This window comes from Amycolatopsis vastitatis (assembly GCF_002234595.1).
GTDB classification, from domain to species: domain Bacteria; phylum Actinomycetota; class Actinomycetes; order Mycobacteriales; family Pseudonocardiaceae; genus Amycolatopsis; species Amycolatopsis vastitatis.
Map to the genome: position 1 here is coordinate 383,268 of NZ_NMUL01000005.1, position 12,845 is coordinate 396,112.

Annotated in this window: 12 protein-coding genes; 8 read left to right on the top strand and 4 right to left on the bottom strand. The window is 70.7% G+C overall.

The annotated features are described in order from the left end of the window. Positions 1-66: 66 nt before the first annotated feature. Positions 67-936 carry a hypothetical protein gene (locus CF165_RS05470; RefSeq protein WP_093946279.1) on the bottom strand — a complete coding sequence of 290 codons (870 nt, stop codon included), beginning with the start codon at positions 934-936 and terminating at the stop codon, positions 67-69. Between the two features lie 146 nt (positions 937-1,082). Beyond that, complete coding sequence (locus CF165_RS05475) at positions 1,083-1,538, bottom strand: GreA/GreB family elongation factor (protein ID WP_093946424.1); 456 nt, start codon at positions 1,536-1,538, stop codon at positions 1,083-1,085. Between the two features lie 123 nt (positions 1,539-1,661). Between CF165_RS05475 and CF165_RS05480 the strand changes: the two genes are divergently transcribed. The 5 genes from CF165_RS05480 (at position 1,662) to glyA (ending at position 6,031) form a co-directional block, all read left to right on the top strand. After that, positions 1,662-2,249: a TetR/AcrR family transcriptional regulator gene (locus CF165_RS05480; protein WP_093946280.1), complete on the top strand. Its 588-nt coding sequence runs from the start codon at positions 1,662-1,664 to the stop codon at positions 2,247-2,249. Between the two features lie 106 nt (positions 2,250-2,355). Further along, on the top strand, positions 2,356-3,561 hold the full coding sequence (locus CF165_RS05485) for a M14 family metallopeptidase (RefSeq protein ID WP_093946281.1): 1,206 nt from the start codon (positions 2,356-2,358) through the stop codon (positions 3,559-3,561). Positions 3,562-3,645: 84 nt separating this feature from the next. Beyond that, on the top strand, positions 3,646-4,164 hold the full coding sequence (locus CF165_RS05490; protein WP_093946282.1) for a gamma carbonic anhydrase family protein: 519 nt from the start codon (positions 3,646-3,648) through the stop codon (positions 4,162-4,164). A 33-nt stretch (positions 4,165-4,197) separates the two neighbouring features. Further along, on the top strand, positions 4,198-4,620 hold the full coding sequence (rplK, locus tag CF165_RS05495; protein ID WP_093946283.1) for a 50S ribosomal protein L11: 423 nt from the start codon (positions 4,198-4,200) through the stop codon (positions 4,618-4,620). A 142-nt stretch (positions 4,621-4,762) separates the two neighbouring features. Further along, positions 4,763-6,031 carry a serine hydroxymethyltransferase gene (gene glyA / locus CF165_RS05500; RefSeq protein ID WP_093946284.1) on the top strand — a complete coding sequence of 423 codons (1,269 nt, stop codon included), beginning with the start codon at positions 4,763-4,765 and terminating at the stop codon, positions 6,029-6,031. On the opposite strand, the gene CF165_RS05505 is transcribed toward glyA, so the two are convergent. Beyond that, entirely contained in the window at positions 6,019-6,780 is a 762-nt protein-coding gene (locus tag CF165_RS05505; RefSeq protein WP_167441359.1) for an inositol monophosphatase family protein, read from the bottom strand. The genes glyA and CF165_RS05505 overlap by 13 nt on opposite strands. 61 nt (positions 6,781-6,841) lie before the next feature. On the opposite strand from CF165_RS05505, the gene CF165_RS05510 reads away from it, so the two are divergent. Both CF165_RS05510 and CF165_RS05515 read left to right on the top strand, forming a co-directional pair. Next, complete coding sequence (locus CF165_RS05510; protein ID WP_240521467.1) at positions 6,842-7,780, top strand: Lrp/AsnC family transcriptional regulator; 939 nt, start codon at positions 6,842-6,844, stop codon at positions 7,778-7,780. 93 nt (positions 7,781-7,873) lie between these two features. After that, complete coding sequence (locus tag CF165_RS05515; RefSeq protein ID WP_093946287.1) at positions 7,874-9,529, top strand: MDR family MFS transporter; 1,656 nt, start codon at positions 7,874-7,876, stop codon at positions 9,527-9,529. A 53-nt stretch (positions 9,530-9,582) separates the two neighbouring features. On the opposite strand, the gene CF165_RS05520 is transcribed toward CF165_RS05515, so the two are convergent. Further along, positions 9,583-10,101, bottom strand: coding sequence for an inorganic diphosphatase (locus tag CF165_RS05520; RefSeq protein ID WP_093946288.1), 519 nt, complete (start codon positions 10,099-10,101; stop codon positions 9,583-9,585). A gap of 175 nt (positions 10,102-10,276) precedes the next feature. Between CF165_RS05520 and dacB the strand changes: the two genes are divergently transcribed. Continuing rightward, complete coding sequence (dacB, locus tag CF165_RS05525) at positions 10,277-12,778, top strand: D-alanyl-D-alanine carboxypeptidase/D-alanyl-D-alanine endopeptidase (RefSeq protein WP_093946289.1); 2,502 nt, start codon at positions 10,277-10,279, stop codon at positions 12,776-12,778. Positions 12,779-12,845 lie beyond the last annotated feature (67 nt).

A 12,845-nucleotide genomic window follows, 5' to 3' on the forward strand; every position in this document is an offset into this window, starting at 1 on the left:
CCCGGCCCCCGTCGTGGCTGGGTTGGGCATCTCGCTGCGGTTGCGCCCGACTCGACGTCAGACGGCTCAGCCGCGTTCGGCGAGTAGTTCCAAACCGCGGGGGCCGAGGCGCAGCACCGACGGGACCAGCTCCGTGGTCTCGTACGGCGAACCGAGCACCTGCTCCCGGATGGTGTCCGCCAGCTCGGATTCCGCCCTGGCGACGTACATCTCGTCCGGGCAGGGCAAGCCGACCAGCAGGTCGCCCGTGCCGAGGTGCTGGGACAGCTGGGCGTACAGGTCCGGCAGGGCCAGCACCGACGCCGCCATCAGGTTCTCCCTGACTACCGACACGAGGACATCCGGACCCGAACCGCGGACTTCGAACTTCAGCCCCCGCGTCAGGCTCTGGTACCCGACGTCGAACAGGTCCTCGAGCGGGGGCGCGCCCATCTGCTCGTGCTGGTGCCGGGTGATGTGCTGCATTCCGATCTTGCCCTGCGGGGTCCGCGACACCACCGCGAGCGCTACCAACAGCCGGCCCGGTACCAGGGGCTGGTGCGGGAGTGCGTCGAGCAGGGCGGCGCTCGGTGAGGACGTGCACCACAACACCGGGAGCACTTCCTCGGAGGACTGCCGGGCTTCGTGGGTTTCGGCCATCACGGCGCGGGCTTCGGCGAACGCGCGCTCCCACTCGCCGGGGGCGGGGCGGGCGAAACTGTATGTGCACTCCGCCTTGCGGAAGTGCTTGGCCATGAACTTCCGGTCGGCCTCGGATGGCTGCCATTCGCTGTAAACGGCCAAAACCGCGGACCCGCGCACCTTGTGCTGCTGCCGGACGCTCGCCCACGCCTGTTCGACGGCGTCATCGGCCTGTGTCGGTGCGCTGGCCAGTACCGGTTCGTCGAATCCCTTCAGGCGGAAGACGACGAGGTTCCGCGACACGTCGTCGTTCACAGGATCTCCAGGAACGCAGTGGATCTCGGCACCCCGCCTGTCTATCACATCCGCGGCCCGCGAATCCGGCGTTCAGAACCACCCGTACGGGGTCGGCAAAGGGCCCCCGGTGACGACACGCCGGGGGCCCTTCGGACGGCTGGGGGCTACTGGGGCGGGGTCAGCTTCACCACCGTGGCCTTCGCGTCGCCTCGGGGGGTTCGGTAGGTGATCTCGTCGCCCGCCTTGGCGCCGACCAGGGCCAGGCCCAGCGGGCTGTCCGAGGTGATCGCGTCCGCGTCCTCGCCGGGGACCGTCACCACCTGGAACGTCTCTTCGTCTCCGTCGGCGAAGCGCAGGGAGACGACCGTGCCGTCCGGGAGCTGCGCGTTGCCGTAACCACCGTGTTCCATCTTCGCGGCCAGGTCGGCGATCTGGCGGTCCAGCCGGGCGGCCGCTTCCGCCCGGTCGATCACGTCCGCCTGGTCCGCCGCGTCGCCGGTGCGTTCCTGTTCACCGGGCTGCGGCGCCAGAGCTTCCCGCTGCGCGCGCAAGTTCGCGATTTCCTTCTCCAACTGGCTGCGCGCAGCCGGGCTGAGCCCCTTGTCCCCTGAGATCACCATGCCGGGCATTGTCCGCTGCCCGGACCGGGGTGGCCAATCCGGTTTTTCACCCGAAGGTCACCCATCGGACGTCTGCCCTAGGATTCGGGGCTGCCGTCCAGGAAGAAGGTAACGAGAATCACCGTGAGCGCAGTCCCCGGTCGCAGCGAGCGGCTCTCACCCAACCAGCTGGCCAAGCAGGAACAGATCGTCGAAGCCGCCCGCGTCGTCCTCGCCCGCGACGGGCTCGCCGGCTGCACCGTCCGGGCCATCGCCGACGCCGGCCCGCTCACCAAGAGCGCGATCCACTACTACTTCGCCGACATCGACGTCCTCATCGACCGGGCGATGGCCGCGCACATCACCGCCTTCGCCGAGGGTCTGCGCGAGGTCGCCGCGGAGCACGACGAACCCCGCGAGCGGCTCTTCGCCGTCCTCGAGGAGTACCTGAGCGTCTTCGCCGCGAACCCGAACGCCGCCTTCCTCTGGTTCGAGTACTGGATCGCCGCCGGACGGGCGCAGCACCCGCAGGCCATCGACGTCATGCTCACGTCGCTCACCGAACTGCTCGCTGAGCTGCTCGCCCCGCTCGACGTCGACGACCCTCGGGCGCGGGCTCGCGCACTGCTGTCCTACCTGCTGGGCACGGTCGTTCAGCAGCGGGTGCGCCCGCGGCCGTTCGCCACGCTGCGTGCCGACATCGAGGCGCTCTGTTTCGCCGACTACGGCTAGAAACGCCCAATAGATCCGTACTGCTACGGCTTGTGCGGTCCGTCCGGCTCCGGCCAAGGTCGAAGGACCCCCGAGAGCAGGAGACGTGATGCGCACACGAACGTGCATGGCAGCGGCCGCGGCCGTCCTCTTGGTGCTCACCGCCGGCGGCCAGGCCGGGGCCGCCCAGCCCGGCGGACCGCAGGTGTACGAGGTGACCGGCACGGGTACCGCCCAGCAGCGCACCGAGGTGGCGAGGACCGGCGCGGACATCCTCGACGCCGAAGGCGCGACGACGACCGTGATCGCCAACCCGGCCGAAGCGGCCCAGCTGCGCGCGCTCGGCTTCGGCGTCAAGGCGCTCGGTGCGGTGAGCCGGCCGCAGGGCACCGCGGCCGTCGAGGACTTCCCCGCCGGCTACACCGGCTACCACACCTACGCGGAGACGCAGACCGAGCTGCAGAAGACCGTCGCGAACTACCCGTCGCTCGCCAAGCTCGGCAGCGCCGGCACGTCGTACGAAGGCCGTGCCCTGTCGTTGATCAAGATCAGCGACAACGCCGCCACTGACGAGAACGAGCCCGAGGTCCTCTTCACCTGCAACCAGCACGCGCGCGAGCACCTCACCACCGAGATGTGCCTGCACATCGTGCAGCGGCTGACCAGCGGATACGCGACGGATCCCGCGATCAAGCGGCTCGTCGACAGCACCGAGATCTGGGTGATCCCGAGCGTCAACCCGGACGGCTCCGAGTACGACATCTCCGGTGGCACGTTCCACAGCTGGCGCAAGAACCGCCAGGGCCCCGGCACCGACACCAACCGCAACTGGGGCTACAAGTGGGGCTGCTGCGGCGGCTCGTCGGGCTCGACGTCCAGCGAGACCTACCGCGGCACGGCGGCGTTCTCGGCACCCGAGACCCGCGCCGTCTCGAACTGGGTGAACTCGCGGGTCGTCGGCGGCGTCCAGCAGATCAAGACGCACATCGACTTCCACACCTACTCCGAGCTGGTGCTCTGGCCGTTCGGCTACACCTACGCCGACACCGCGCCGGGCCTGACCGCGGCCGAGGCGCAGAAGTTCCAGACGCTCGGCAGGCAGATGGCCGCGACCAACGGCTACACGCCGGAGCAGTCCAGCGACCTCTACATCACCGACGGCAGCGTCAACGACTGGATGTGGGCGCAGCACAAGATCTGGAGCTTCACCTTTGAGATGTACCCGAAGGGCAGCAGCCCGGGCTTCTACCCGCGCGACACCCAGATCGTGCCGCAGACGACGCGCAACGACCAGGCCGTCGACATCCTGATCAACGCCGCGATCACCGGTTGACCCCCAGCAACCGGCGCGGCTCGCGAACGGCCCCCTTCCCCGTTGGACCGGGGGAGGGGGCCTGCGCGGTTTAGGGTGCGGGGCATGCCTCTGTTCTCGTTCGAAGGGCTCAGCCCGCAGGTCCACCCGGACGCGTGGATCGCGCCCACCGCCACCCTCATCGGCGACGTCGTCGTCGAGAAGGACGCCTCGATCTGGTTCGGCGCGGTGATCCGGGCCGACTTCGGCCGGATCGTCATCCGCGAGGGCGCCAACATCCAGGACAACTCGGTGATCCACGTCAACGACGGCGTCTGCGAGGTGGGCAAGAACGTCACCGTGGGCCACCAGTGCCTGGTGCACGACTGCACGATCGAGGAACAGGCGCTGATCGGCAACGGCTCGACGGTGCTCGACAAGGCGAAGATCGGCGCGCGGGCGCTGGTCGCGGCCGGGGCGACGGTCACGCCGGCGACGGAGGTGCCGCCGGAGGTGATCGCGATGGGCAGCCCGGCGAAGAAGTTCGTCCCGCTGACCGACTCGGCGCGGATGTGGGTCGAGCACAACGCGGCGATCTACCAGGAGCTGGCGCGCCGACACCGCGCGGGAACAAAACCGGTTTGACCCTCCAGTAGCTGGAGACCCTAGCTTCGGGGCATGGCTCCGAAGAAACTCACTCACCAGGTCACCCTGGAACTCGCCGCGGGCAACGCCCCGGTCGTCGACCTCGGCAAGATGCTGGGACAGACCGGGGTCAACCTCGTCGAGATCAAGAAGGCCTACGACGCGGCGACGGCGGCCCAGCGCGGCGACATCGTCCCGGTGGTCGTCTCGGTGTTCGAAGACCGCTCGTTCGCGCTCCGGCTCAAGACGCCGCCGACGTCGTTCCTCATCAAGAAAGCGTTGGGGGACAAGGGTTCTGCGCGACCCGGGCACGAGGTCGCCGGGAAGCTGACCAAGGATCAGCTGCGCGGGATCGCCGAGCGCAAGCTGCCGGACCTGAACACCTCCGACGTCGAGGCGGCGATGCGCACGATCGCGGGCACGGCTCGCTCGATGGGAGTAGCCGTCGTGGGTTGAGTCCATCGACGTCCGAGCTTCGTGGACTAGGCTTCACCCCGCAGCAGCGACTGGCGCCATCGAGGTGGAGCACCACCGGGAAGCGACGACGAGGCCGGCACCGCGCGCCTGGGTGAAGGCCACTCCAGAGCCGGAGTACGCCATGACACACCAGCCGAAACTGAACGCACTCGCCGCCGCCGATCCCGCCATCGCCGGGCTCGTCGAGGGCGAAGCCCAGCGACAGCACGACAAGATCCGCCTGATCGCTTCGGAAAACTACGTCTCGCAGGCCGTGCTCGAAGCGACCGGCACTGTCCTCACCAACAAGTACTCCGAGGGCTACGCGGGCAAGCGGTACTACGAAGGCCAGCAGTTCATCGACCAGGTCGAGCAGCTCGCCATCGACCGGGCGAAGGCCGTGTTCGGCGCCGACCACGCGAACGTCCAGCCGTACTCCGGGTCGCCGGCGAACCTGGCCGCCTACCTCGCCTTCGCGCAGCCGGGTGACAACGTGCTCGGCATGGCGCTGCCGGACGGTGGCCACCTCACGCACGGGTGGGGCGTGTCCGCGACCGGCAAGTGGTTCACGCCGGTGCGCTACGGCGTCGCCAAGGAGACCGGCCGCGTCGACCTCGACCAGGTGCGCGACCTCGCTCGCCAGCACCGGCCGAAGCTGATCTTCGCCGGCGGCACGGCGATCCCGCGGACGATCGATTTCCCGGCGTTCGCCGAGATCGCCGCCGAGGTGGACGCGGTGCTCGTCGCCGACATCGCGCACATCGCCGGGCTGGTCGCGGGCGGCGCGCACCCGTCGCCGGTCGGGCACGCGCAGGTGATCACGACGACGACGCACAAGACCCTGCGCGGCCCGCGTGGCGCGATGATCCTTTCGGACGCCGAGCACGCGAAGGCCGTCGACAAGGCGGTGTTCCCCGGCCTGCAGGGCGGGCCGCACAACCACACGACCGCCGCGATCGCGGTCGCGCTGCACGAGGCGCAGCAGCCGTCGTTCAGCGAGTACGCGCACCGGATCGTCGCGAACGCCCGCGCGCTGGCCGACGCGCTGCTGGCCTGCGGCTACGACCTCGTGTCCGGCGGCACCGACAACCACCTGCTGCTGATCGACCTGACGAACAAGGGCGTCGCGGGCAAGCCGGCCGCGCAGGCCCTCGACCGCGCGGGCATCGAGCTGAACTACAACACGGTGCCGTTCGACCCGCGCAAGCCGTTCGACCCGTCCGGCATCCGGCTCGGCACGTCCGCGATCACCACCCGCGGCCTCCGGCCGGAGCACCAGGTCGAGGTGGCGGCGTGGATCGACCGCACGATCACCGCGGCGGCCGCCGACGACGAAGCCGTGCTGGACACGATCGCCGCGGAGATCCGCGAGTTCCTCGAGCCGTTCCCGATCCCCGGCTACTCCGCCTGACCCAGCGCGTCGAGCACCAGTGCGTGCAGGGCCGGCGCGGTCGCGACGAAGCTGCCGGCCGACGGCGTCCACGGGGCGCCGCCGGCGGTGGTGACGACCGCGCCGGCCTCACGCGCGATCAGCGCGGCTCCGGCCAGGTTGGTCGCGTCGCGGCCGTACTGCCAGAACAGGTCCAGGCGCCCGGCGGCGACGTCGGCGACCTGCCACGACGTCGGCCCGAGGTTTCGCACCGCCGCGACTTCGCCGAGCACCGCGGTCAGCGACCGCCCGGCCGCTTCCGCGACGCCCGGCTGCTTCCCGACGAACGGCGGCTGGCTGGTGGCCGCGACGGCCGCGTCCAGGGACTTCTTCCGTGACGGCTCGATCCGCTCGCCGTTCCGCCGGGCGCCTTCGCCGCGCAGCGCCGCGTAAGTCTCCCCGAGCCACGGCGAATGCAGCACGGCCAGTTCCGGTTCGCCGTCGCGCACCAGCGTCACGGTGAGGCAGTACTGCGGGAGGCCTTGGAGCAGCTGGACGGCGCCGTCCAGCGCGTCCACCACCCAGACCTCGCCGCCGGGCAGGTCGTCGAACTCGTCCGCCCACGCCGCTCCGGGCCGCAGCTCGGTGAGCGCGGCGCGGAAACCGGCGGCCAGTGGGTCGTCGATCGCCGAGAAGGCCGCGGCGAGCTCCTCGAACGAAGCGGGCGGCCGGGCAGGCGCGCGGACGCCGCCGGCCAGGGTTTCCACGATGTCGATCACAGAGTTCAGCATGTGCCCAGGATTAGGCTGGGCCGGCTGACGCGGGTACTCCAGCCCGACGGGGTGAGCGGAAGTGGACTACGCAATGCAGCTGCTGACCGAAAACGAACAGCGGGTCGTCTCGGCGCTCCAGCTCGACGGCCGCGCGGGGCCGGGGCGGATCGCCGAAGTCCTCGATCTCTCGCCGCGGACCGTCACCCGCGTCATCGCGCGGCTCACCGCCGACGGCCGGCTGGCCGTCGTCAACGTCCCGAATCCGGCACACGGCCTGCGTGGCGCGATGCTGTTGCGGGTCAAAGTCCTTCGCGGCCGGACGCCGGTGATCGCCGAAGGCCTGGCCAAGCGCGACGACGTCCTGTTCGTCGACATCCTCGCCGGCGGTGAGGAGATCAGCGCCGTCGCGCTCGGCGGGCTCGACGGCCGGTTGGTGCACGACGCGCTGCCGTCGACGTCCGCGGTCACCGAACTGCGCGCGCACTCGATCCTGCACGTCTTCTCCGATGCGACGCAGTGGCGCACCGGCTTGCTCACCGCCGAGGAGGTCGCCGCGCTCACCCCGGCGCCACCCGGTGAAGACCTCACCCTGGACGAGCTCGACCGTCGGCTCCTGGCGCGGCTGGCGGTCGACGCGCGGCTCGGGCCGGGCGAGCTGGCCGCGGAGGCGCCGGAATCCACCGTTCGCCGCCGCCTCGACCGGCTGACCGCGGCCGGTCGTATTCGCACGTACGCGAACATCGACGTCCGCGCGCTCGGCCTGGCGGTCGACGCCAACGTCTGGATGACCGTCCCGCCCGGCCGGCTCGACGAGGCCGGGCAGGTGCTGGCGAAGCACCCGGCGGTGCACGGGACCCTCGCCACCACCGGCGTCACGAACCTGATGGCCGCCGTGTGGTGCCGGGACACGAGCGACCTCTACGCCTTCGTGACCAGCCTCGACGTGCCATCCGCCGAGGTCACCGTGGTCGCGCGGGCCGTCAAGCGGGGAGGGAGACCGGGCTCACAGAAAATTTGATTGCACCATACAAGCTTCCCGAGGAATACTTGGCTCAGACAAGTAGTTGAGCGGTACAAGCAACTGCCACGAAGGCTTCCGAGGGAGACCACCATGAGCGACACCACCACGGCGGAAGGAGCAGCCGCTACGAACGGCAAACTGACTCACCGCCAGATCCTGACCGTGCTGTCCGGGCTGATGCTCGGCATGTTCCTCGCCGCGCTCGACCAGACCATCGTGTCGTCGTCGATGCGCACCATCGCCGACGAGCTCCACGGCCTGTCCCTGCAGGCCTGGGCCACCACGGCGTACCTGATCACCGCGACCCTGTCGACGCCGCTGTACGGCAAGCTGTCCGACCTCTACGGCCGCAAGCCCATGTACCTGACGGCGATCTCGCTGTTCCTGGTCGGCTCGCTGGCCAGCGGCATGGCGACGTCGATGTACGAGCTCGCCGCGTTCCGCGCCTTCCAGGGCCTCGGCGCCGGTGGCCTGATGTCCCTCGCGCTGGCGATCATCACCGACATCACCGCGCCGCGCGAGCGCAGCAAGTACCAGGGCTACTTCATGGCGGTGTTCGGCATCTCGAGCGTCGCGGGCCCGGTCGTCGGCGGGTTCTTCGCCGGCATCGACACCTTCGCCGGCATCACCGGCTGGCGCTGGGTCTTCCTCGTCAACGTCCCGATCGCGCTGGCCGCGCTGGTCGTCGTCACGAAGGTGCTGAACCTCCCGCACAGCCGCGTGGACCAGAAGGTCGACTACTGGGGTGCCGTGGCGCTGGCCACCGGCCTGGTGCCGCTGCTGATCGTCGCCGAGCAGGGCCGCGAGTGGGGCTGGGGTTCCGCCGCTTCAATCGCGATGTACGTCGTCGGCGCGCTGGGCGTGACCGCCTTCGTCTGGATCGAACGCCGGATGGGCGACGCCGCCCTGCTGCCGCTGCGCCTGTTCAACCGGCCGGTCTTCCGGATGTCGACGATCGTCACGGTCGTGCAGGGCGCCGGGATGTTCGGCGCGATGATGTCGCTGCCGCTGTACCTGCAGATCGTCAAGGGCGCGACGCCGACCCAAGCGGGCCTGCAGATGCTCCCGCTGACGCTGGGCATCATGGTCGCGAGCATGGGCAGTGGCGCGGTGATCTCCCGGACCGGCCGGTACAAGATGTTCGCGGTGGCCGGGATCGGCCTGATGGCGGCGGCGCTGTTCGCGCTGTCGACGATCACCGTCGACACCTCGCTGGCCTTCGTCATGGTGATCGCCTTCGTGATCGGCCTGGGCCTCGGCGCCTCGATGCAGACGCTGGTGCTGGCCGCGACCAACGACGTCCGCCCGCAGGACATCGGCGTCGCCACCTCGGCGGCGACGTTCTTCCGGCAGATCGGTGGCACGGCGGGCACCGCGGTGTTCCTGTCGATCCTCTTCGGCACGGTCGGCGACCGGATCGCGAACGCCATCCGCTCGGCGATGACCACGCCGGCCTACACGGCGGCGCTGGCGCAGCACCCGGAGTTCGCGAAGCAGATGCAGGGCGGCCTCGACGTCAACGACACGTCGTTCCTGTCGACGCTCGACCCGACGCTGGCCCGGCCGATCCTGCAGGGCTTCGCCGAGTCGATGAGCACGGTGTTCCTGGTCGGCGGGATCGTGCTGACCGTCGGCTTCGCGCTGGTGTGGTTCCTCAAGGAGAAGCCGCTGTCGGACAAGTCGGCGATGGAGCAGCGCGCGGACGCCGAAGCGGACGCCGCGCCGGCCCTCGCCCTGGCGCACTGACCGCGTGAAAAAGGCCCCTCGGGAAGCTTCCCGAGGGGCCTTTCGCGTGCGGGCTAGTGGGCCGCGCCGCCGTTGGCCGCGTCCTTGGCCAGGCGGTCGGTCTCGCGCTCGTACGAGCGGGCGATCTCGGCCTCGGCCTCGGTGCGGCCGACCCAGCTCGAGCCTTCGACGCTCTTGCCCGGCTCGAGGTCCTTGTAGACCTCGAAGAAGTGCTGGATCTCCAGCCGGTGGAACTCGTTCATGTGGTGGATGTCGCGCAGGTGCTCGAGGCGCGGGTCGTTCGACGGGACGGCGATGACCTTGTCGTCCGGGCCCTTCTCGTCGGTCATCCGGAACATGCCGATCGCGCGGCAGCGGATCAGGCAGCCCGGGAAGGTGGGCTCTTGGACGAGCACCATCACGTCGAGCGGGTCGCCGTCCTGGCCGAGGGTGTCGTCGATGAAGCCGTAGTCGGCCGGGTACTGCGTGGCCGTGAACAGGGTCCGGTCCAGCTTGATGCGGCCGGTCTTGTGGTCGACCTCGTACTTGTTGCGCTCCCCTTTGGGGATCTCGATCGTGACGTCGAACTCCACGCCTGTCCTCACTGCTTCTTTGGGTTGCGGGCATGCCACGCGTCGCGGGCGGCAACCTTCATGACCGTCTTGACGTCTCCTAGTGTGGACTACGCCCTGCGTCGGGGTCGCATCGATGTCGGCCACGCGGCATGTGAGCTTGGCCCCTCCCGGGGCGGGTGAGAAGGAGTGGTGGGTGCCGGAAAACGACCAGCCGATGTGGCCTTCGTCGGACGAAGACCGCTCGTCGTCCGGCGCGCGGAAGACCACTCCGATGTCCCTGCCCGACTCGCCGAAGAGCACCGGGAACGAACCGGGCGTGCCCAAGGTCACAGGCAGTGAGGCCCCGAAGGGCTCGTGGTTCGCGCCGAACGTCCCGCCCGAGCCGATCCCGGGGCTCAACGCCCCGGTGGAGGAGGAGCCCGCGCCGCCGCCGACCCCGGCCAAGCAGGACCTGGCCGACCGGCTCGGCAGCCGCCAGCCGAAGCAGTCGCCGGTAGCGGAGGAGCCCCCGGCGGCGGAGGAGTCCCCGGTGGCGGAGGAGTCCCCGGTGGCGGAGGAGCCGTCCGTGGCGAAGGAGCCTCCGGCGGAGCTCGCCGAAGAGGGCACCCAGTACATCCAGGTGGAGCAGCCCGAGCAGAAGCCGGTCGCCCCGGCGAAGGAGCCTGCTGAGGCGCAGCCCGCTGAAGAAGGCACCCAGTACATCCAGGTCGAGCAGCCCGAGCAGAAGCCGGCCGCGCCGTCGTCGGCCGGGGAGAGCACCCAGTACATCGAGGTCAAGAAGGCGCCGCTGGTGCCGGTCGAGCGCGACGTCCGGCCCGACGAGCAGCAGGAGCGCCGCGAGGAGCCGCAGCAGCCGTGGCGTGAAGAGCTGCAGTTGTGGCGTGACGAGCAACAGCGCCGCGAAGAGCAGCTGAGCCGCGGAGAGAGCCAGAGCGCCGACGCGCGGCAGCGAACGGAGCAACTCCCCGACGCGCCCTGGGCCCAGCGCCTCGAAGTGCGGGACGACCGCACCGCCGAACCGGGCGACCGCCGTCCCGTGCTGCCGCCGGAGCCGCCGCGCGGCGTGGTGCCGTCGGCGTCCGCCGGGTCGCTGGCCCGGCCGCAGCGGATCGAGCCGGACGGGCAGCGGTTCGACGCCGAGGCGACCGTCGGGATCGAGCGGCCCACGCAGTTCCCCGGCGCCTTCCAGCAGCAACCCCAGCCCCGGACCGAGCCGCCCCGCGGCGATCAGCCCCGGCCCGAGCCGCCCGCCGAGCCGCCGTCCCCGCCCGCGGCCCAGGCGTCGTCCGCCGAGCCGCCGAAGAAACGGCGCAAGGGCAAGGTGATCGCGCTCGTCGTGGTCGTCCTGCTGCTCCTGGCCGGAGCCGGCTACGCCGCGTCGACGCCGAAGGTCTCGAACCGGCTGGGCCTGCCGTGGGCGCCGAACGCGCCCAAGGGGGACATGCCCGAGCCGGTCGCGGCGACGCGCCAGCTGCAGGGTCCGGCGACCGCCGGGTCGGCGCCGACCGCGAACGGCGTCAAGGCCGCGCTCGCGTCGGCAGCCGGGAACAGCGCGCTTGCGCAGCTCACCGGCAGTGTGATCGACCCGGCGACCGGGACCGTGCTCTGGGACCGCAACGCGTCGTCGGCGGTGACGCCCGCATCGACGACGAAGGTGCTCACGGGCGCGGCCGCGCTGCTCTCGATGGACCCGAACACGCGGTTTTCGACGAAGATCGTCCAGGGTGCCGACCCGGGCACGGTGATCCTCGTCGGCGGCGGCGACCCCACCCTCACCGCGCTGCCGATCGGCACCGATTCGCCGCTGTACCCGGGCGCCGCGCACGTCGACGACCTCGTCGCGCAGGTGAAGAAGGCCCACCCGGGCGTCAAGAAGGTGCAGGTCGACCTGAGCCTGTTCAAGGGCGCGACGACCGCGCCGGGCTGGGACCCGGGCGACGCGCCGTCCACGTTCGCCACGCAGATCTCGTCGGTGATGGCCGACGCCGGCCGCACGGACGCGAAGAACAACGGCTCCCAGCGCATCGCCAACGCGGGCACCGCGCTCGCGGGGACGATCGCGTCGAAGCTCAGCGCCTCGGCCGGCGGTCAGGCGACCGCGCCGAAGGACGCCAAGGTGCTCGCCGAGGTCAAGTCGGCCCCGCTGACCGAACTCGTCGCCGACATGATGGAGCTGTCCGACGACGTCCTCGCCGAGGCGCTGGCGCGGCAGGTCGCGCTGGCCAACGGGCAGGAGGCGAGCTTCGCCGGCGGCGCCGCGGCGACCCTCAAGGTGCTGAAGGACCACAGCTTCGACGTCTCCGGCGTGAAGCTGTCCGACGGCAGCGGCATCTCGAAGGAGAACAAGATTTCGGCGCGCGCACTGGTCCAGATCCTGGCGGCCGCGGCGGCGCCGGAGGGCAAGAACCCGGGCACGGCGAAGCTGCGCCCGCTGCTGGCGGGCCTCCCGGTGGCCGGCGGCTCCGGCACGCTCGCCGACAAGCGGTTCGACACGCCGGCGTCGCAGGCCGGCCGCGGCTGGGTGCGTGCCAAGACGGGCGCGCTCACCGCGGTGACCACCCTCGCCGGGCTGGTCCTCGACCAGGACGGCCGGGTGCTGGTGTTCGCGTTCATGTCCAACGGCGCCGACCAGGAACCCGCCCGCGACGGCGTCGACGCCCTCGCGACCAGCCTGCGCAAGTGCGGCTGTACGTAGCCGGAGGACGCCGAACCGTACGAAGATCGTGGCCGGAAACCCGCCGGGGCCGGGTAGCGTCGGAAGG